Origin of the sequence: Actinophytocola sp. (genome assembly GCF_035762905.1) — a bacterium.
Lineage (GTDB): Bacteria > Actinomycetota > Actinomycetes > Mycobacteriales > Pseudonocardiaceae > DASYTH01.
Genome location: NZ_DASUCC010000131.1, coordinates 52,122 through 71,111, shown reverse-complemented (window position 1 = coordinate 71,111; position 18,990 = coordinate 52,122). Strand labels below are relative to the sequence as shown.

Genomic DNA, 18,990 nt, shown 5'->3' with positions numbered 1-18,990 from the left:
AGGGTATGCCCCTCAGCGCGGCGTCCATTTGTTCAGGTTCCACCAGGCGCCCCAGGTGAAGTCCGGGCCGGTGCCGTCGATCACCGGCTGGTAGCCGGTCCAGCTGTCCCGCATGACGTAGGTGTGGGCGGGCGCGACGAGCACGATCATCGGCGGCGCGGTGAGGTAGGCGCGCTGCAGCCGGCGGTACGCGGTGGCCCGCTGCGCCGGGTCGGTGGTCGTGCGCCCGGTGTCCAGTGCCGCGTCCACCGTGGCGTTGACCTTGCCGTGCAGCAGCGAGTACAGCCGGAAGTCCGGGTCGAACGGGTCACCGAACTCGACCAGCACGGCGTCCCGGTCCGACCGGGCGAGCATGGCCGTGGCCTCCGCGGCCTCGACGGTCACCCGGATCCCGATCCCCTGCGCGGCGGTGGCGAACGCGGCGGCCAGGTCCCGGGACAGCGTGTCGTCGGTCGGATACAGCAGGGTGAACGCGGCCGGCACCCCGCCCCGGGTCCGGGTGCCGTCGGTGCCGGGCGTCCAGCCGGCCTCGCCGAGCAGATCCAGCGCCCTGGTCACGTCGTAGGGGTAGGCGGCGCTCGGCTCGACGAACTCGGCGAGCACGTCCGGCAGCGGCGTGGACGCCGCGGTGCCCTTGCCGGCGAGTTGGCCGTCCACCATGGCCTTGCGGTTGATCCCGTAGTTGAGCGCCAGGCGCAGCGCGGGGTCGGCGGTGGCCGGGTTTCCGCCCGGCATCAGCACCGCGCGCAGGTCGGCGGCGGAGTGCGCGACCACCTGGAGACCGTCGGCGTTCTCGAACGTGCGGGCCACGGTGGGAGGCAGCGCCGTGCCGTCTAGCTTGCCGTCCTTCATCCGGGCGGCCCGGGCGTCGTCTTCGGGGATGAACTCGACGGTGACCTTCTTGATCACCGGCGGACCGTCGAAATAGGACGGGTTGGCCTCCAGGGTCAGCTGTTGGCCGCGCCGCCAGTCGGTCAACCGGTACGGCCCGGTCCCTGGCGGCGTGGCGCTTGCGGCGACCGGGCCGGGGGTGGCCAGCGACTCGCTCGGCACGATGCCGAGCACGAGCAGCTCGTCGAACGGGGCGTAGGGCTGGGCCAGGTCGAACCGGACCGTGGTGGAGTCGACCTGGGAGACCCCGGTCAGCATCGGGAACCGCTGGCGCACCGAGGATGCGAAGGCGGGGTCGAGCAGCGCGCGGTAGGTGCCGACCACGTCCTTGGCGTCGAAGTTGCTGCCGTCGGAGAACGTCACGCCGGTGCGCAGCCGGGCCGTCCAGGACCGGCCGTCCGGAGCCGGCTCCGGCATCCGCTCGGCCAGCGCCGGCCGCAGCGAGCCGTTGGCCCGGTGCTCGACCAGCCCGTCGTAGAGCTTCGCGGCGCCGTGCTCGGCGAACCCGGCGAGCGGATGCAGGGTGGCCGGCTCGTCGGCGACCGCGAGCACCAGCGAGGTCCCGGCCGGGTCGCCGGACGCCGGGGACGGCGGGTCGGCGGTGCACGCGGCGGTCACGCCGCACAGCGCGGCGAGCAGCGCCACGGTGCGGAGGCGGGACACGAGGAGCACGATGCCCGACCCTATCCGGCGTCCACCGTCCGTTGTGCGGCGTATGCGAGGCTGGACCGATGCGTGTAGCCCTGTGCCAGATCACCGCTACCGAAGACCCGGGCGCCAACCTCGCCGAGGTGCAGTCCAGCGTGGCGCGGGCGGCGGCGGAGGGGGCGTCGGTGGTGCTGTTCCCCGAGGCGACCATGGCCCGGTTCGGCGTCCCGCTCGGCCCGATCGCGGAGCCGCTGGACGGGCCGTGGGCGACCGCGGTGCGGGGCATCGCCGCCGACCACGACGTGCTGGTGCTGGCCGGGATGTTCACCCCGGCGCCGGACGGGCGGGTCTACAACACGCAGCTGATCACCGGTCGCGGCCAGCACCTCGGCTACGACAAGATCCACCTGTTCGACGCGTTCGGTTTCGAGGAGTCGAAGACGGTGGCGCCGGGTCACTCGCCGGTGACCGTGCCGCTGGACGGAACCGTGCTCGGCGTCGCCACCTGCTACGACATCCGGTTCCCGGCGCTGTTCACCGCGCTCGCCGACCAGGGCGCCGCGGTGATCCTGCTGGGTGCCTCGTGGGGCGCCGGTGAGGGCAAGCTCGCCCAGTGGGAGCTGCTGGTCCGGGCCCGCGCGCTGGACTCGACCTGTTGGGTGCTGGCCTGCGGCCAGGCCGACCCGCACGTCCCCGACCCCAAGGCGCCCACCGGAATCGGCTACAGCACCGTGGCCGACCCGCTGGGCCGGGTGCACGCCCAGGCCGGACCCGACCCGGACATGCTGGTCGTCGACGTGGACACCGAGCTGGTGGCGCACACCCGCCGCACGATCCCGGTCCTGGCCAACCGGCGGCTGTAACCCGGCAGTCAGGCGCGCATCACGGTGGCGATCGGGATGCGGGCGGCGCGGATGGCGGGGATGAGGCCGCCGAGGACACCGGCGGCGAGGCCGGCGATCACCCCGGCGACGCCGGCTTGCCAGGGGAACGTGACATCGCGCAGGAACGGTTCGCGGTCGCCGAGGACGCGGCCGGCGAGCTCAAGGCCGACGACGCCGGCACCGATCGCCGCCAGGGCGGTGAGCATGCCGATGATCAGCGTCTCGGACAGCACGATGCCGGCAAGCAGCAGCCGGGGCATGCCGACGGCACGGCGCAGGGCGAACTCCTCGACCCGCTCGCCCACGGTGGCCAGACCGACATTCAGGATGCCGGCGACGCCGATCAGCAGGACCAGGGCGGCCATGCCGAAGAAGATCCAGCGCAACAGGCCGAGCTGGTCGGTGAACTGCTCCCGGGAGTTGATCGACTCCCGGTAGATGGTGTCCTTGTCCACCCCCTGGGCGATCAGCCGGGCGCGCAGCGTCTGCTCCACCCCGGTGGCCGTCGGGGAGAGCATCAGCGACACCCCCATCTGGCCGAGTTCGGCGGCCGACACCCAGTTCTGCAGCTCGTCGGCGCGGACGTAGGCGACCGGACCGTAGTCGGCGTCATGAACCACCCCGACGATCTTCGGCGTCGGGTTGAGCTTGGCGCCCGACATCCGCATCTCGGCGGGGACGCGGAACCGGTTGAACCCCTTGGCGGCCTCCCGGTTGAGCACGATCCGGGGGCTCAGCTCCGGCGGGCCGCTGAAGTCGAGCCACTCCCCCGAGTCGGTCTGGAACGGGCGGAACTGACGGATGTCGCCGCTGAGGCCGACCAGGCGCACCGCGATCGCCGCGCCGGTCGGCCGCCCCTGGTCCTGTGACTGCTGGCTGGGACTGCTCGGCCCGCCGTAGAAGGCGCCGGGTTGGTCGAACGGGGAGCCGCCGGGGTTGACCGGGGTGACCCCCGGCTCACCGACTACGGCCTCGAGGTTGATCATCGCCACCGCGTCCGAGCGGTCCTTGACCGTGTCCATGGCGATCGGCGTGGCCACCTCGTACGGCGGCATGTACATGACGACCGTGCCATCCCGGCCCCGGGTCAGCTCGACGTCGGAGAGCAGGGCCCGGTTGGCGATCTCCAGCCCGGCCTGCACGGTGACCACGGCCAGCACGCCGAGGAACAGGCTGATCATGGACAGCAGCGTGCGCAGCTTGCGGGACCGGATGCCCTGGCCGCCGATGATCATCGCGGACCGGGCCCGGCCGGACAGCCGCATCATGCCGGCACCCGCGCTTCCGCCCGGTGCAGCGCGCCCTCGGCCAGCCGCAGCATGCTGCCCATCCGGGCGGCGTGATCATGGTCGTGGGTGACCAGGATCAGCCCGCAGCCGCGCGCCGTGGTGGCCTGCAACGCGTCCACGACCAGGTTGCCGGTCTCGGTGTCCAGCGCCCCGGTCGGCTCGTCGGCCAGCAGCACCCGCGGCTCGCGGACCAGGGCCCTGGCGATCGCCACCCGCTGCTGCTCGCCGCCGGAGAGCCGGGCCGGCTTGTGCTTGGCCAGGTGCGCGATCCCGACCTGGTCCAGTGCGGCCATGATCCGCGCGCGGCGTTTGCGGCGGGGCAGCCAGCCCTGCCCGTTCACCAGCGCCATGGCCACGTTCTGCGCCGCGGTGAGGTGCTTGAGCAGGAAGAAGCGCTGGAACACGAAACCGAACTCGTCGCTGCGCAGCCGGGCCGACCGGCGCTCCCCGATCCGGCTGATGTCGTTGCCGCAGAACAGGTACTGGCCGCTGTCCGGCCGGTCGAACAGGCCGATCAGGCTGAGCAGCGTGCTCTTGCCGGATCCGGACCGGCCGAGGATGGCGACGCTCTCTCCACTGTGGACGGTCAGGTCGAGGCCGGTCAGCACGGACCGGGGCTTGCCCTGCCCCCGTAACGTCTTGCTGATCCCGGTGAGCTGGATGAGCGGGGTCATTTCCGGATTACCCCGCCGGGTCCGCCCTGCTCGTTCGGCCCGCCCGGCGCGTCCGGCAGGTTGGGCCCGGGGACGGCCAGGGACTCGGTGCCGGTCAGCCCGGACCTGATCTCGATCATCCGGCCGTCGGTCAGGCCTAACTCGACCTGGGTGGTCTGCCGGCTGCCGTCCGGGCCGATCACGTCGACCTGCCCGGCGCCCTGCCGTCCGGCAACGGCCTCGACCGGAGCGACCAGCACCTGGCTGGCCCGCGCGGTGATCACCTCGATGGTGGCAGCGGCGCCGTTGATCAGCTTCACGTCGGCCGGCGCGGTGCACACCAGGCGCAGCCCGGTCGGCTCGGAACCGCCCTGGTCCCCGTTGCCGGAGTCGGGCTGGGCCGGGGGCGGCACCGGCTGGAGCGCGCCCGGCACCTGTTGCTGCTGGTCCTGCGGCGGGGCCGGGGGCGCAGGCGGTTCGGGGATCGTGCCGGCGGGCAGCGCCGCGATGGTGCCGAGCACGGTGCACGGGAACGGCCCCGGCCCGTTCTTCACCTGCGCCTGCACGGTGCCGAGCTGGTCGGAAAGCTTGTAGGCGTCGGCGCCGTCGATGTCGGCGACGATGCCGTACCCGACGTACTTCGCCGACACGACCGGCATTCCGGTTGTGACCGTCGACTTGTCGTCCACCAGCCGCCCGGCGAAGGTCGCGCCGGCCGGGACCTCCAGGGTGGCCGGCTGCTTGCCGCGCGCGCTCACCGTGGCCACCTTGGTGGGCTTGATCGGCGTGCCGTTCGGCGGCTTCACGTCGACGAACCGGATCTGTCCGTCCATCGGCGCCACCAGACCGAAGATCGGGTTCATGGTGACCTTGGCCGACAGGCTGACCTTGTTGGCCAGATCCTGCCGGGTGAGCGTCGCAGTGGTGAGCGTGGTCCCCCGGGCGGCCAGGTCCGGTACCGAGGGTGGCGGGCCGGACGCGGTACACGCCGAGGCCAGCAGCACCGCGGCCAGTACGGTGGCCGTGAGCTTCATCATGCGGCGGACACTACACCGTGTGTATAGCGGTCGGACAAGAGCTCAGCACAGATCCAGACCCAGATCGAGCGCGGGCGCCGAGTGGGTCAGCGCGCCGACCGCCAGGAAGTCCACCCCGGTCTCGGCGTAGCCGCGCGCCACGTCCAGGGTCAGGCCGCCGGAGGCCTCCAGCCGGGTCGGGGTGCCCGCGGCCCGGCCGACCGCCTCGGCACACCACTCGACCGTGAAGTTGTCCAGCAGCACCAGCTCCGCGCGCTCGGCGAGCGCCTCGTCGAGCTGCTCCAGGCTGTCCACCTCGACCTCGCAGGGCAGGCCGGGGGCGTGCGCGCGGGCGGCGGCAAGGGCCTTGCCGACCGAACCCGCGGCCAGCACGTGGTTGTCCTTGATCAGCACGGCGTCGCCGAGACCGAACCGGTGGTTCACCCCGCCGCCGCAGCGCACCGCGTACTTCTCCAGCAGCCGCAGGCCGGGCAGCGTCTTGCGGGTGTCCCGGATCGCGCACCCGGTGCCGGCCACCGCGGCCACCCAGGCGGCGGTCGCGGTGGCCACCCCGGACAGATGGCAGACCAGGTTGAGCGCGGTGCGCTCGGCGGTGAGCAACCCGCGCACCGAGCCACGCAGGACCAGCGCGGGACTTCCCGGCACCGCGGGCGAGCCGTCGGTGGCCCGATGCAGCACCTCGACCGAGCCGAGCACCCGCTCGAACACCGCCAGCGCCACCCCGACCCCGGCGAGCGTGCCGGCCCGTCGGGGCGTCAGCTCCGCCGTGGCCACGGCGTCCGCCGGCACGGTCGCCACGGTGGTCGCGTCCGGCCCGTACCGCAGGTCCTCGTCGAGCGCGGCGGTGATCACCCGGTCCAGATCCAGGTCCAGCTCCAACTCCTCGGTCACGCCAGCACCTCGCAAGCTCGATGCTGGCTGCCCGGCCGCCTCGTCCCTCGGCGGCCGGGCAGTGCTCGATGTTTCGCTCCGCAAGCTCCGCTCACGCGACACTCCTGATCAGACCGCGGCCGGCGAGCATCGGCTGGCCGGACGGGGTGAGCCGGACCGAAAGGCTGCGCGCCAAGGCCGGGTCGGGCGCCGGATGGTCGGTGCGCACATGGCAGCCGCGGGACTCGGTGCGCTCGGCGGCGCTGGCGATCAGCGCCCGGGCGGTCAGGGTCAGCGCGGCGTCCTCGACCAGCTCCCGGCTGGCCAGCGGACTGTCCACAGCGGACATGTCGAGCACCGAGCCGATCACCGCGAGATCCTCGCCGTCCCGGCCGATCCCGGCGTAGCGGCTCATCACCCGCTGCAGCAGGTCCCGCTCGGCGACCGGAGCGACCGGCAGCGCGGGCCGCTCGGCCTGCCGGGGATCGGCGAGCCGGCCGCCCGCCAGGTCCGCGGCCACCGCCTCGGCCGCCCAGCCACCGACCACCAACCCCTCGAGCAGGCTGTTGGACGCCAGCCGGTTCGCGCCGTGCAGCCCGGTCCGGGCCACCTCGCCGGCCGCGTACAGGCCGGTGACCGGCGTGCGCCCGGCCACGGTGGACGTCACGCCGCCGCAGGAGAAGTGCGCGGCCGGGGCGACCGGGATCGGCTCCCTGGTCGGGTCCACGCCCACCCGCAGGCACGCCCGGTAGACGGTCGGGAATCGGCGGCGGAACGGCTCGGCGCCGATCCCGGTGGCGTCCAGGAACACGTGGTCGTTGACCCCGCCGGGCTCCTCGGCCAGCCTGCGGGTGATCGCCGCCGCCACCACGTCGCGCGGCGCGAGGTCGGCGAGCGGATGCACGCCGGCCATCACCCGGGCACCGGTCGCGTCGATCAGCACCGCGCCCTCGCCGCGCACCGCCTCGGTGACCAGCGGGCAGCGGCCGCGCGCGCCGGCTCCGGTGTAGAGCACGGTGGGGTGGAACTGCACGAACTCCAGGTCGGCGACCGGCGCGCCGGAGCGCAGCGCCAGTGCGATCCCGTCCCCGGTGGCCACCGCCGGGTTGGAGGTGGCCTGGTAGAGCTGGCCAAGGCCGCCGGTGGCCAGCAGCACAGCGGGCGCCCCGATCCGGCCCAACTCGCCGGAACCGTCCAGCACCAGCAGCCCGGCCACCGCGCCGAGCGGCGTGCGCAGCGTGTCCACGGCCACGTGCCGTTCGAGCATCGGCACCCGGCCGTCGCGCGCCGCGGCCAGCAGCGCCCGCTCCACCTCGGCGCCGGTGGCATCGCCGCCCGCGTGTACCACGCGGAACGCACTGTGCCCACCCTCCCGGCCACGGGCCAATGTCGTCCCGTCGGCACCCAGGTCGAACGCGGCGCCCAGCCGGCGCAGCCGGTGCACCGCGGCCGGCCCGCCGGCGATGATCGCCGCGACCGCCGCCTCGTCGCACAGCCCGGCGCCGGCGAGGCGGGTGTCCGCCGCGTGCCGGGCCACCGTGTCGCCCGGCTCGTGTGCCTCGGGCAGCACGGCGGCGATCCCGCCCTGCGCCCACCGGGTGTTGCCGTCGTCGGCCGCGGACTTGGTCACCACGAGCACCCGCAGACCCAGGGCGTGCGCGGCAAGGGCGGCGGTCAGCCCGGCCACCCCGGTGCCGACCACGACCAGGTCGGCCCGGGCCTCCCAGCGGACGGTCATTCCCCGCCTCCTGGCTTGCCGATCTCGATCATGCGCTGCACCGCGCCGCGGGCCCGCTCGGCGATCGCCGGGTCGACGTGCACCTCGTCGCGTCCTTCTCGCAGTGCCCGGAGCAGCGCCGCGGGCGTGATCATCTTCATGTACCGGCACGAGGCCCGGTCGTTGACCGCGGTGAACTCGATCTCCGGAGCGGCCCGGCGGAGCTGGTGCAGCATGCCGATCTCGGTGGCCACCAGCACCGACCGGGACCGGGTGGCCCGGGCCTGGGTGACCATGTCGCCGGTGGACAGGATCTTGACCCGCTCGCTGGGCACGATGCCCTCGCCGGCCAGATATAACGCCGAGGTCGCGCAGCCGCACTCGGGGTGCACGAACAGGTCCGCGTCCGGGTTGGCGGCGGCCCGCTCGGCCAGTTCGGTGCCGTTGATCCCGGCGTGCACATGGCATTCGCCGGCCCAGATGTGCAGGTTCTGCCGGCCGGTCTCGCGCTTGACGTGCGCCCCGAGGAACTGGTCCGGCAGGAACAGCACGTCGCGGTCGGCCGGGATGGACCGGACCACGTCGACCGCGTTGGACGAGGTGCAGCAGATGTCGGTCTCCGCCTTCACCTCCGCGGTGGTGTTGACGTAGGAGACGACCACGGCACCGGGGTGCTCGGCCTTCCAGGCGCGCAGCTGCGCGGCGTCGATCGAGTCGGCCAGCGAGCAGCCGGCCCGGGCGTCCGGGATGAGCACCCGCTTGTCCGGGCTGAGGATCTTGGCGGTCTCGGCCATGAAGTGCACGCCGCAGAAGACGATGGTGGCCGCGTCGCTGGTCGCCGCGATCCGGCTCAGGCCGAGCGAGTCGCCGGTGTGGTCGGCGATGTCCTGGATCTCCGGCAGCTGGTAGTTGTGCGCGAGCAGCACCGCGTTCTGTTCCTCGGCCAGCCGCCGGATTTCGGCGCGCCAGCCCGCGTCGGGAACCACTCCCCCGTACGGTGTGAGATCGGATCCCAGCTCCAGAGAGGCGGTCGCGGCCATGATGTGCTCCTCCGTGTGCCATCCGGGTCGAGTTGACCGGAGGTTTTCGCCTTAGGGGCGAAAACATGGCCGATGCTACCACCGCCGCCGCACCGCTCGCCCATGAAGTACTGGGCGCGGTGCTACAGGTGAGAGCGGGATCACTTCAAGTTCTGTTGTGGGAACGCGCAATGGAGCCGCACGCACACCGGTGGTCGCTGCCCGGCGGCCGGCTGCGGACCGACGAGGACGTGGAACGGTCGATCAAGCGCCAGCTCGCCGAGAAGGTCGACGTTCGGCAGTTGGCGCACGTAGAACAGCTCGCCGTGTTCAGCGCACCGGACCGGGTGCCGGGTCCGCGGGTGGTGGCGACCGCGTTCCTCGGGCTGGTGCCGTCGGACAACGACCCGGCCATCCCGGCCGACACCCGCTGGCATCCGGTGGACGCGTTGCCGCCCACCGCGTTCGACCACGAGTCGATCGTTCTTCGAGCGCGGGACCGGCTGCGCGCCAAGCTTTCCTACACCAACATCGGGTTCGCGCTCGCCCCGCCGGTGTTCACGATCTCCGCGCTGCGCGGGCTGTACTCGGCGGCGCTGGGGTACCGGGTGTCGGCCACCAACCTGCAACGCGTGCTGTCCCGGCGCGGGCTGCTCGAGACCACCGGCGAGACCGCGGTGCCTGGCCGGGCCGGCGGCCGTCCGGCCGCGCTGTTCACCTTCGCCAAGCGCAGCATGGCGGTCACCGACCCGTTCGCCGTGCTGCGTCCGCCCACCCGGGTGGAAGACACCAGAAAGCGATCTTGAACTCGTCGTCGTAGTTTGAATCCGTGCCCGAGTCGCTCCCGCTCTTCCCGCTGCAGACCGTTTTGCTGCCGGGAGCGAGACTGCCGCTGCACATCTTCGAGCCGCGCTACCGGCAGCTGACCGTGGATCTGGTCACCGGAGTGGTGCCCGGCAAGCGCTTCGGCGTGGTGGCGCTGCGGCCATCGCTCGACCTCGAGGTGACCTCGGTGGACCAGGTCCGGGCCTACGGCTGCTCGGCGCTGCTGCGCGCGGCGAAACGGTTGCCGGACGGCCGGTTCGACGTGGTGACCATGGGCGAGCGGCGGTTCCGGCTGCTGGCCATCGACAGCACCAGCGCGCCGTACCTGGTCGGCGCGATCGAATGGGTGCCCGACGCGGACCCGCCGAGCATCGGCGACGAGGCGATCCGGATCCTGTCGCACGGCGCCCGGTCCGCGCACCGGCGCTACTGCCATGCGGCCTGGCAGGGCGGCGACTGGTCCGAACCACCCGAGGACACCGACGCCGCGGGCCTGGCTCACCTGCTGGCCTCCGACTGCCTGCTCACCATCGACGACCGCCAGCGCCTGCTCGAGGAGATCCGCCCGCTGCACCGCCTGCGCATGGTCCGCAAGATCCTCAACCGCGAGGCCGGGATCCTCACCTCGCTGCGCGCGGTTCCCGCTCCCCCGGCCGAGTTCCAGACCGAGTTCAGCCTGAACTGAACACCGGTCAGCGATCCAGGTCGTCGGCACCGTTCCAGGCGGACAGGATGCCGTAGCCGAGCGCGGTGGCCAGCGGCCAGGCCAGCACGCACCACGCGGTCTCGAGCACCGGTGCCTGGGCGACCACGTCGCCGACCGTCGGCGCCTCCGGCAGCGCGTACCGAGCCTGCGCCCACGCCAGTCCCAGCGCCATGGCCAGCGCCGCGGCACCGAACGAACCGAGCACCGCGGCGACCATGACCACCGGGCCGCGGCGACCGCGCAACAACCACAGGGCCGTGCCGGTGACCAGCCCGGCCCCCAGCGACAGCAACACGAACAGGGCCAGATCGTCGAACTTGTGGTAGCTCTCCACCGGCAGCGGCACCTGCCGGTCGGCCAGCACCCGCATCCGCTGCGGCGGGGCGATCAGCGACCAGATCCACCCGATGCCGATCCCCAGCAGCCCCACGGCCACGAACACGATCACGGCCGGCACCAGGTCGGCCCGGATGATCACCCTGGGTGGCGGCCGCCAGGGCAGCGGGGTGGGTAGGCCGACGACCCAGCCCGACTCGGGCGGCGGGTGATCGGCTGGGGTCGACACCCCGAAGACACTAGTCCGTTGCCGGCGCCGGGCCGGAGGAGGAGCACTCTCCGTGCCGGCTGCACCGCGCGGTCCAGCCCGCCGGGGTCACCTGCACCACCATCCGCCGGGCGCACTCCCGGCAGAACCGCGGCGGCTCCAGCTCGGCCCGCAACCCGAGGCACGCGGCGTGCTCGCCCGTACCGGCCGGCTGCCCGCACCGCACACAAAACCCACCGGTCACAACGGCGCCTCGCAAGCTCGGTGCCGCCGAACCCCACCGCCTCGCAGACTCGGCGCCGGGGCAGTACCCGATGGTTCGCTCGCAAGCTCGCTCACGTCGCCCTGTGAAATTGGTTCGCTCGCAAGCTCGCTCACGCCGCCTCCTCGCAGGCTCGGAGCCGCCGTGATCGGACGCCCTGTGACATTGGTTCGCTCGCAAGCTCACTCACAACGTGTCGCTCAGCGCCTTGATCGGCATCTTCAGCTCCGCCAGCATGTTCAGGTCCTGCTGCGCGGGCCGGCCGAGGTTGGTCAGGTAGTTGCCGACGATGATCGCATTGATGCCGCCGAGCATGCCCTGCTCGGCGCCGAGATCGCCCAGGGTCAACTCCCGCCCGCCGGCGAACCGCAGCATCGTGCGCGGCATCGCCAGCCGGAATGCCGCCACCGTGCGCAGCGCGTCCCGGCCGGCCACCACCGGGTACGTCTCGTACGGCGTGCCGGGCTGTGGGATCAGGAAGTTCAGCGGCACCTCGTGCGGGTCCAGCTCGGCGAGCTGCCCGGCGAACTCGGCCCGCTGCTCGACCGTCTCCCCCATCCCGATGATGCCGCCGCAGCAGACCTCCATCCCGGCGTCCCGCACCATCCGCAGCGTCTCCCAGCGCTCCGCCCAGGTGTGCGTGGTGACCACCGCCGGGAAGTGCGACCGCGCGGTCTCCAGGTTGTGGTTGTACCGGTGCACCCCCATTCCGACCAGCTCGTCCACCTGAGCCTGGGTCAGCATGCCGAGCGAGCACGCGATCTGGATCTCGATGCCGGCCGCGCGGATCGCCGCGATGCCGTCCCGGACCTGCGACAGCAACCGGGCGTCCGGCCCGCGCACCGCCGCCACGATGCAGAACTCGGTGGCCCCGGTCGCCGCGGTCTGCCGGGCCGCCTCGACCAGCCCCGGAATGTCCAGCCAGGCCGAGCGCACCGGGGTGGGGAACCGGCCGGACTGGGAGCAGAAGTGGCAGTCCTCCGGGCATCCGCCGGTCTTCAGGCTGACGATGCCCTCGACCTCCACCTCGGGGCCGCACCACCGCATCCGCACTGCGTGGGCGAGGGCGAGCAGGTCGGGCAGCCGCTCGTCGCCGACGCGCAGCGCCCGCAGCACCTGGTCCTCGCGGAGCCCCTCGCCGCGCTCGAGTACCTGCTCCCTGGCCGCGTCGAGCAGCGTGTCGTCGGTTCGCTGGGCGGCGGCGGTCACGGTTTCCTCCTCAGTGGATCGACGTCTCGCGCCAGTCTGCCGCACACCCGATCGGTCCGAGCGAGACGTCAGTCACCGCGGCTCGATCAGCCCGCGCGGAGCTGCCCGATGGCGAAATCCTCGGCGTCGAACTCGCCACCCAGCCCGGGGGCCAGCGAACGCCGGGCCGTGGCCAGGAACTCGGCCCGGTCCAGCGCGGCCGCGCCGGCCGGCAGCACCCCGGCCAGTGGCGCCTCCGCCACCGCCGGCAGATCCTCCAGGTTGTGCCGGGCGGCCAGGTCGGGCTCGGCCGGCCAGGATCCGACCACCACCCCGGCGCAGCCGATCCCCCGGCGGCGCAACGCCTCGGTGGTCAGCGCGGTGGCGTTCAGCGTGCCCAGCCCGGCCTCGGCGGCCACCAGCACCGGCGCGCCGAGCGCCCAGGCCACGTCGGCGAGGGTGCCGCCCTCGTCGTCGAACCGGACCAACAGCCCGCCGGCCCCTTCGATGATCACCAGGCCGTGCGTGCGGTTCAGCTCCACCGCGGCCGCCGCGATGTCGGCCGGGCGCACGGCCGGCCGGCCGGCCAGCCGGGCCGCGGTCGCCGGGGCCAGGGGGTCGGCGAACCGGGCCAGTTCCAGACCGGTCAGGTCGCCGGCCAGCCGGACCACCTCGTCGACATCGCCCGGGTCGTCCGGGCCGACCCCGGTCTGCACCGGTTTGAGCACCGCGACCCGGCGGCGCGCGGCCAGCGCGAGCGCCGCGACCGCCGCCGCGACGACGGTTTTTCCGACCCCGGTACCGGTTCCGCTGAGCACGAGCACACTCACGGAGAGTCAGATTAGACCCAACCCGATTGCACCACCCACGTGCGTCCGGGGGTTGGGTATATTCCGTGCCGTGCGTATGGGTGGGAGCGAAAACGTCGTCGTGTTTGGCGCCGAGTGGTGTGGGGACTGCCGGCAGGCCAAGGCATGGCTGCGGAACAACAAGGTGCCATTCACCGACGTCGATGTCGAGCGCGACGCCGTTGCCCGCGACAGGGCCATTGAGCTGGCCGAAGGGCGGACCAACATCCCGGTGGTGGTGCTTCCGGACGGGTCGGTGCTGATCGAGCCGACCGACGCGGAACTGGCCAGAAGGCTATTACCAAATACCATTTAGCCGGCGGCCGCGGCGGCCGCGACAACGGCGTTCGCAATCGCCCGGATTTCACCATTTTCACAGATGAACGGCGGCATTGTATAAATGACGTCCCGGAACGGGCGCAGCCACACCCCCGCGTCCACCGCAGTCCGGGTCGCCTCGGACACATCCACCGGGTGGTTCAGCTGCACGACTCCGATCGCCCCCAAGACGCGGACGTCGCGAACGCCGGGCAGGGCGGCGGCCGGGGCGAGGCCGCTGGCCAGTTCCAGCTCGATGCGTTTGACCGTACTCTGCCAGTCCGACTCGAGCAGCAGGTCGATCGAGGCGCGGGACACCGCTGCGGCCAGCGGGTTGGCCATGAACGTCGGACCGTGCGCCAGCACCGGCACGGCACCCGCCGAGATTCCGGTGGCCACCTTCGCGGTGCACAGCGTCGCGGCCATCGAGAGGTAACCGCCGGTCATCGCCTTGCCGAGGCACATCACGTCCGGGCTGACCCCGGCGTGGTCGGCGGCGAACAGCGTGCCGGTCCGGCCGAATCCGGTGGCGATCTCGTCGAAGATCAGTAGCACGTCGTTGGCCAGCGTCAGCTCACGCAGCACATGCAGGTACCGCGGATCGTGGAAGCGCATCGCGCCTGCGCCCTGGACGACCGGCTCGACGATCACCGCCGCGAGCTCGCCGGCGTGGGCCTCGATCAGCTCGGCCAGGTGTGCCACGTAGTCGTGCTCGAAGCCGACCGGCGGCATCCCGGCGAACACCTGCTCCGGCAGCACCCCGCGCCACAGGCTGTGCATCCCGCCGTGCGGGTCGCACACGCTCATCGGGTGGAAAGTGTCCCCGTGGTACCCGCCGCGCCAGGTCAGCAGCCTGCGCTTGTCCGGCCGGCCGGTCGACCGCCAGTACTGCAGGCACATCTTGATCGCGACCTCGACCGAGACGCTGCCCGAGTCACACAGGAAGACGTGCTCAAGCGGCTCCGGAGTGATCTCGACCAGCCGGTGCGCCAGCCGCACTCCCGGCTCGTGGGTGAGCCCGCCGAACATGACATGGCTCATCCGCCCGGCCTGCTCGACCATCGCCCGGTCCAGCACCGGATGCCGGTACCCGTGAATGGCCGCCCACCACGACGACATCCCGTCGATCAGCTCACGCCCATCCGCCAGCCGCAGCCGCACCCCGCGCGCCGACTCGACCACCAGCGGCTCCGCCAGCCCCGGCATCGGCCCGTACGGATGCCACACATGCGCCCGGTCCAGCGCCAGCAGCTCCCTGACATCCACGCCCGCAGGCTACGTCCTGCCCCCGTCGACCCCGCCCTTGGTCCGGCCGCAACACAAGTAGGCGATCGGCCCGACATAATTGATCGCGATCACCACAGCCCACACCGCCTTGCGCCCCCGCACCCGCTCTGCCGGACGCCGGCCGAGGTCGATCCACGCGACAGCGGCCAACGCCACCTGCACCACTCCCCCCAGGACGACCATCCGCCGCTGACCGGGCGACAGATCCCGCCAGCGCTTGGACCGGGTTGCGCACATCTCGTCGACCTTCCCTTACTCCGGACCGCTGTGTCCACAATGGTCGGCTGTCCGGCGATCCGCACTTCGGCCAGCATCCGGTGCGGCGGCCACCGCGCCCTGCTGACGAAGTCGTCGAGCGCGGCATGCCGGACTAGAAGACGCAACTCGGTTGCTGGAAACGGGGACTCGCGGGGCGACCGCGCGGTCACGCGTCGACGGTTATTCCAGGGATAGCTTTGATCTCGCCGAGAAATGCCGGGGTGACGGTGATCGGGTAGTCGTCCAGAGCCAGGGTGACGCCGTTGTCCTTGTGCGCGAACTTGAGATGAACGGGGGTGTCACCACGATGTGCCGACAGGGTGTGCTTGAGCTCGCCGACCACGTCGTCGTTGAGCTTGTTGGGATTGCACAGCAACACGAACGGCGGCGGGGCGCCGGGGGTGTGCTCGATGTCGCTGATGTCCAACGGAATCAGCCCCGAGCCGAACACCGACATCTTGTCCTCGCGCCAGTTCACCCGGCCCTTGACGGCGATGGCCGCGTCCTCGACCAGGTCCATCGACAACACCGAGTAGGACTTGGGGAAGAACAGCACCTCGATCGAGGCGTCCAGGTCCTCCACCGTGCAGATCGCCCACGGCTCGCCCTGCTTGTTCACCCGGCGTTCGAGCGCGGAGATCATGCCGGACAGCACGAGCTCGCCCTCCTTGGGCGGGTCGGCCAGGATCTCGGCGATCGGCTTGGGGGCGTGCTTGCGCAGCAACCGCTCGGCGCCGTCCAGCGGGTGCGCCGAGACGTACAACCCGAGCATCTCCCGCTCGAAGCCGAGCAGCTGCTTGCGCGCCCACTCCTCGGAGCTGATCTTGAGATGGGCCAGCGGCGAGGCGTCCACCGCCGGTTCACCGCCGCCGAAGTCGCCGAACAGGTCGAACTGACCCATCGCCTCCTGCCGCTTGAGCCCGACGACCGCGTCCACCGCCTCCTCGTGCACCTGCACCAGCGACAACCGTGTGTGCCCGAGGGAGTCGAACGCGCCGGCCTTCACCAGCGACTCGATCACCCGCTTGTTGCAGCAGACCAGCTCGGACTTGTCCAGGAAGTCGGTGAACGAGACGTAGGCACCCTTCTTCGACCGGGTCTCGATGATCGACTCGACCACGTTGGCCCCGACGTTGCGGATCGCGCCGAGCCCGAACCGGATGTCGGTGCCGACCGCGGCGAAGCGCAGCCCGGACTCGTTGATGTCCGGCGGCAGCACCTTGATCCCGGCCCGGCGGCACTCGGACAGGTACACCGCCGACTTGTCCTTGTTGTCCGCCACCGAGGTCAGCAGCGCGGCCATGTACTCCGACGGATAGTTGGCCTTGAGGTAGGCCGTCCAGTAGGAGACCAGACCGTAGCCGGCCGCGTGCGACTTGTTGAACGCGTACCCGGCGAACGGAAGAATGGTGTCCCACAAGGCTTTCACCGCCGCCTTGGAGAACCCGTTGGCGCGCATGCCCTCGTCGAAGCCCTCGTACTCCTTCTCGAGGACCTCCTTCTTCTTCTTTCCCATCGCCTTGCGCAACACGTCGGCGCGTCCCATGGAGTAGCCGGCGACCTTCTGCGCGATGCGCATGATCTGTTCCTGGTACACGATCAGGCCATAGGTCTCGGCCAGGATCTCACGCAGCGGCTCTTCCAGTTCCGGGTGGATCGGTGTGATCTTCTGCCGGTTGTTCTTCCGGTCGGCGTAGTCGTTGTGCGCGTTCATGCCCATCGGACCCGGCCGGTACAGGGCCAGCACGGCCACGATGTCGTCGAACCCGGTGGGCTGCATCCGGCGCAGCAGGTCGCGCATCGCGCCACCGTCCAACTGGAACACACCCAGCGTGTCGCCCCGGCCGAGCAGCTTGTAGGTGTCCGGGTCGTCCAGCGCGAGGGTTTCCAGATCGATGTCGGAGCCCCGGTTGGCCCGGATGTTGTCGATCGCGTCACCGATCACGGTCAGGTTGCGCAGCCCCAGGAAGTCCATCTTCAGCAGGCCGATGGCCTCGCACGAGGGATAGTCCCAGCCGGTGATGATCGACCCGTCGTCCCGCTGCCACAGCGGAATCGAGTTCATCAGCGGTTCCGAGGACATGATCACCGCGCAGGCGTGCACACCGGCGTTGCGAATCAGCCCCTCAAGGCCCCGGGCGGTCTCGAAGATCTTGGCGACGTCCTGGTCGGTCTCGATCAGGGTGCGCACCTCGGCGGCCTCGCCGTACCGCTCGTGGGTCTGATCCACGATGCCGGACAGGGGGATGTCCTTGGCCATGATCGGCGGCGGCAGCGCCTTGGAGATCCGGTCGGCGATGGCGAACCCGGGCTGGCCGTGCAGCACCCGGGCGGCGTCCTTGATCGCCGCTTTGGTCTTGATCGTGCCGAACGTGATGACCTGGGCCACCTTGTCCACGCCGTACTTCTCGGTGGCGTAGCGCACCATCTCGCCGCGCCGCCGGTCGTCGAAGTCGATGTCGACATCGGGCATGGACGGCCGCTCGGGGTTGAGGAACCGCTCGAACAGCAGGCCGTGCGGGATCGGGTCGAGGTTGGTGATGCCCAGCGCGTAGGCGACCAGCGAGCCGGCCGCCGAGCCCCGGCCGGGCCCCACCCGGATGCCGACGTCCTTGGCGTGGTTGACCAGGTCGGCCACGACCAGGAAGTACGCCGGGTAGCCCTTCTGGTTGATCACGTTCAGTTCGAACTCGGCCCGCTCGACGTAGCCGTCCGGGATGCCGCCCGGGAACCGCCGGTGCAGCCCGGCCATGACCTCCTTGTGCAGCCAGGTCGCCTGGGTCTCCCCCGCCGGCACGTCGAACATCGGCATCCGGTCGACGTGCGAGTACACCTCGGCGTAGGACTCGACCCGCTCCGCGATCAACAGCGTGGCGTCTGTAGCGCCGGGCACCTGGCCGTCCCACAGCTCGCGCATCTCGGCCGCGGACTTCAGGTAGTAGCCGTCGCCGTCGAACTTGAACCGGTTCGGGTCGGTGATCGTCTTGCCGGACTGCACGCAGAGCAGCGCGGCGTGGTCGTTGGCCTGGTCCTTGGTGACGTAATGCGAGTCGTTGGTGGCCAGCGGGGTCAGGTCGAGCCGGCGCCCGATGTCCAGCAGCCCGTCGCGGACCGAGCGCTCGATCGGCAGACCGTGATCCATCAGCTCGAGGAAGAAGTTCTCGGCGCCGAAGATGTCCCGGTAGTCGGCCGCGGCCTGCAGCGCCTCGGCGGGCTGTCCCAGCCGCAGCCGGGTCTGCACCTCGCCGGACGGGCACCCGGTGCTGGCGATGATCCCGGTGGCGTGCTCGGCCAGCAGTTCCCGGTCCATCCTCGGCTTGCGGTAGTACCCCTGCAGGCTGGCCAGCGACGACAGCGCGAACAGGTTGCGCAGCCCGGCCGAGTTCGCCGCCCACATGGTCATGTGGGTGTAGGCGCCTGCGCCGGAGACGTCGCCGCCTTCGCCCAGCTCGTCGGTGTCGCGCTGTCGGGCGTCGCCCCAGAACACCGGCTTCTTGTGGAACCGGCTCACCGGCGCCAGATAGGCCTCGATACCGATGATCGGCTTGATGCCGACCCGGTTTGCGGTCTGGTAGAACTCGTCGGCCCCGTACAGGTTGCCGTGGTCGGTCATGGCCACGGCGGGCTGCCCGAGGCGCTTGGCCTCCTCGAGCAGGGGCGTGACCTTGGCGGCGCCGTCAAGCATCGAGTACTCGGTGTGCACATGAAGATGAACGAAGGAGTCAGCCGCCACGAGGCATCACCCT

Annotated in this window: 18 protein-coding genes; 4 read left to right on the top strand and 14 right to left on the bottom strand. The window is 71.5% G+C overall.

Annotation, left to right across the window (positions count from 1 at the left end):
* Positions 1–12: 12 nt before the first annotated feature.
* On the bottom strand, positions 13–1,563 hold the full coding sequence (locus VFV67_RS28115) for an ABC transporter substrate-binding protein (protein WP_326473677.1): 1,551 nt from the start codon (positions 1,561–1,563) through the stop codon (positions 13–15).
* A 59-nt stretch (positions 1,564–1,622) separates the two neighbouring features.
* Here VFV67_RS28115 and VFV67_RS28110 point away from each other — a divergent pair, with 59 nt between their 5' ends.
* On the top strand, positions 1,623–2,402 hold the full coding sequence (locus tag VFV67_RS28110) for a carbon-nitrogen hydrolase family protein (RefSeq protein WP_326473676.1): 780 nt from the start codon (positions 1,623–1,625) through the stop codon (positions 2,400–2,402).
* A gap of 8 nt (positions 2,403–2,410) precedes the next feature.
* On the opposite strand, the gene VFV67_RS28105 is transcribed toward VFV67_RS28110, so the two are convergent.
* The 6 genes from VFV67_RS28105 to nadA all read right to left on the bottom strand — a co-directional run bounded on the left by VFV67_RS28105 (position 2,411) and on the right by nadA (position 9,029).
* Complete coding sequence (locus tag VFV67_RS28105) at positions 2,411–3,691, bottom strand: ABC transporter permease (RefSeq protein ID WP_326473675.1); 1,281 nt, start codon at positions 3,689–3,691, stop codon at positions 2,411–2,413.
* A complete protein-coding gene (locus VFV67_RS28100; RefSeq protein WP_326473674.1) occupies positions 3,688–4,386 on the bottom strand; it encodes an ABC transporter ATP-binding protein in 699 nt (232 codons plus the stop codon). Before VFV67_RS28100 ends, VFV67_RS28105 begins: the two co-directional genes overlap by 4 nt.
* Positions 4,383–5,402: an efflux RND transporter periplasmic adaptor subunit gene (locus VFV67_RS28095; protein ID WP_326473673.1), complete on the bottom strand. Its 1,020-nt coding sequence runs from the start codon at positions 5,400–5,402 to the stop codon at positions 4,383–4,385. Before VFV67_RS28095 ends, VFV67_RS28100 begins: the two co-directional genes overlap by 4 nt.
* 42 nt (positions 5,403–5,444) lie before the next feature.
* Positions 5,445–6,293 carry a carboxylating nicotinate-nucleotide diphosphorylase gene (nadC, locus tag VFV67_RS28090; protein WP_326473672.1) on the bottom strand — a complete coding sequence of 283 codons (849 nt, stop codon included), beginning with the start codon at positions 6,291–6,293 and terminating at the stop codon, positions 5,445–5,447.
* A 91-nt stretch (positions 6,294–6,384) separates the two neighbouring features.
* Complete coding sequence (locus VFV67_RS28085) at positions 6,385–8,010, bottom strand: L-aspartate oxidase (RefSeq protein ID WP_326473671.1); 1,626 nt, start codon at positions 8,008–8,010, stop codon at positions 6,385–6,387.
* On the bottom strand, positions 8,007–9,029 hold the full coding sequence (nadA, locus tag VFV67_RS28080; protein WP_326473670.1) for a quinolinate synthase NadA: 1,023 nt from the start codon (positions 9,027–9,029) through the stop codon (positions 8,007–8,009). The genes VFV67_RS28085 and nadA overlap by 4 nt, the downstream gene beginning before the upstream one ends.
* Positions 9,030–9,094: 65 nt before the next feature.
* Here nadA and VFV67_RS28075 point away from each other — a divergent pair, with 65 nt between their 5' ends.
* Together VFV67_RS28075 and VFV67_RS28070 are read left to right on the top strand one after the other, a co-directional pair.
* Positions 9,095–9,814 (top strand): NUDIX hydrolase, encoded by a 720-nt coding sequence (locus VFV67_RS28075; RefSeq protein ID WP_326473669.1) that lies wholly within the window; start codon positions 9,095–9,097, stop codon positions 9,812–9,814.
* A 23-nt stretch (positions 9,815–9,837) separates the two neighbouring features.
* Positions 9,838–10,518 (top strand): LON peptidase substrate-binding domain-containing protein, encoded by a 681-nt coding sequence (locus VFV67_RS28070; RefSeq protein WP_326473668.1) that lies wholly within the window; start codon positions 9,838–9,840, stop codon positions 10,516–10,518.
* Positions 10,519–10,525: 7 nt separating this feature from the next.
* Here VFV67_RS28070 and VFV67_RS28065 read toward each other — a convergent pair whose 3' ends face one another.
* From VFV67_RS28065 to bioD, 4 genes are all read right to left on the bottom strand, one after another.
* A complete protein-coding gene (locus VFV67_RS28065) occupies positions 10,526–11,104 on the bottom strand; it encodes a DUF2567 domain-containing protein (RefSeq protein ID WP_326473667.1) in 579 nt (192 codons plus the stop codon).
* Positions 11,105–11,114: 10 nt separating this feature from the next.
* Complete coding sequence (locus VFV67_RS28060; RefSeq protein WP_326473757.1) at positions 11,115–11,327, bottom strand: hypothetical protein; 213 nt, start codon at positions 11,325–11,327, stop codon at positions 11,115–11,117.
* Positions 11,328–11,531: 204 nt separating this feature from the next.
* On the bottom strand, positions 11,532–12,554 hold the full coding sequence (bioB, locus tag VFV67_RS28055) for a biotin synthase BioB (RefSeq protein ID WP_326473666.1): 1,023 nt from the start codon (positions 12,552–12,554) through the stop codon (positions 11,532–11,534).
* Between the two features lie 86 nt (positions 12,555–12,640).
* The gene (gene bioD, locus VFV67_RS28050; RefSeq protein WP_326473665.1) at positions 12,641–13,363 is read right to left on the bottom strand and encodes a dethiobiotin synthase; all 723 of its coding nucleotides are present in this window, start codon (positions 13,361–13,363) and stop codon (positions 12,641–12,643) included.
* Positions 13,364–13,439: 76 nt separating this feature from the next.
* Here bioD and VFV67_RS28045 point away from each other — a divergent pair, with 76 nt between their 5' ends.
* Positions 13,440–13,697 (top strand): glutaredoxin family protein, encoded by a 258-nt coding sequence (locus VFV67_RS28045; RefSeq protein ID WP_326473751.1) that lies wholly within the window; start codon positions 13,440–13,442, stop codon positions 13,695–13,697.
* Here VFV67_RS28045 and VFV67_RS28040 read toward each other — a convergent pair.
* The 3 genes from VFV67_RS28040 to dnaE all read right to left on the bottom strand — a co-directional run bounded on the left by VFV67_RS28040 (position 13,694) and on the right by dnaE (position 18,977).
* Positions 13,694–14,965 carry an adenosylmethionine--8-amino-7-oxononanoate transaminase gene (locus tag VFV67_RS28040; protein WP_326473664.1) on the bottom strand — a complete coding sequence of 424 codons (1,272 nt, stop codon included), beginning with the start codon at positions 14,963–14,965 and terminating at the stop codon, positions 13,694–13,696. The genes VFV67_RS28045 and VFV67_RS28040 overlap by 4 nt on opposite strands.
* A 9-nt stretch (positions 14,966–14,974) precedes the next feature.
* On the bottom strand, positions 14,975–15,169 hold the full coding sequence (locus VFV67_RS28035) for a PLDc N-terminal domain-containing protein (RefSeq protein ID WP_326473750.1): 195 nt from the start codon (positions 15,167–15,169) through the stop codon (positions 14,975–14,977).
* Between the two features lie 241 nt (positions 15,170–15,410).
* Positions 15,411–18,977: a DNA polymerase III subunit alpha gene (gene dnaE, locus VFV67_RS28030; protein ID WP_326473663.1), complete on the bottom strand. Its 3,567-nt coding sequence runs from the start codon at positions 18,975–18,977 to the stop codon at positions 15,411–15,413.
* Positions 18,978–18,990 lie beyond the last annotated feature (13 nt).

Excerpts from the sequence above, each read along its gene's own strand:
- VFV67_RS28110 (WP_326473676.1), top strand. The coding sequence starts at position 1,623 with ATGCGTGTAGCCCTGTGCCAGATCACCGCTACCGAAGACCCGGGCGCC.
- VFV67_RS28095 (WP_326473673.1), bottom strand. The coding sequence starts at position 5,402 with ATGATGAAGCTCACGGCCACCGTACTGGCCGCGGTGCTGCTGGCCTCG.
- VFV67_RS28085 (WP_326473671.1), bottom strand. The coding sequence starts at position 8,010 with ATGACCGTCCGCTGGGAGGCCCGGGCCGACCTGGTCGTGGTCGGCACC.
- VFV67_RS28105 (WP_326473675.1), bottom strand. The coding sequence starts at position 3,691 with ATGATGCGGCTGTCCGGCCGGGCCCGGTCCGCGATGATCATCGGCGGC.
- VFV67_RS28035 (WP_326473750.1), bottom strand. The coding sequence starts at position 15,169 with ATGGTCGTCCTGGGGGGAGTGGTGCAGGTGGCGTTGGCCGCTGTCGCG.
- VFV67_RS28100 (WP_326473674.1), bottom strand. The coding sequence starts at position 4,386 with ATGACCCCGCTCATCCAGCTCACCGGGATCAGCAAGACGTTACGGGGG.
- nadA (WP_326473670.1), bottom strand. The coding sequence starts at position 9,029 with ATGGCCGCGACCGCCTCTCTGGAGCTGGGATCCGATCTCACACCGTAC.
- VFV67_RS28075 (WP_326473669.1), top strand. The coding sequence starts at position 9,095 with ATGGCCGATGCTACCACCGCCGCCGCACCGCTCGCCCATGAAGTACTG.
- VFV67_RS28045 (WP_326473751.1), top strand. The coding sequence starts at position 13,440 with ATGGGTGGGAGCGAAAACGTCGTCGTGTTTGGCGCCGAGTGGTGTGGG.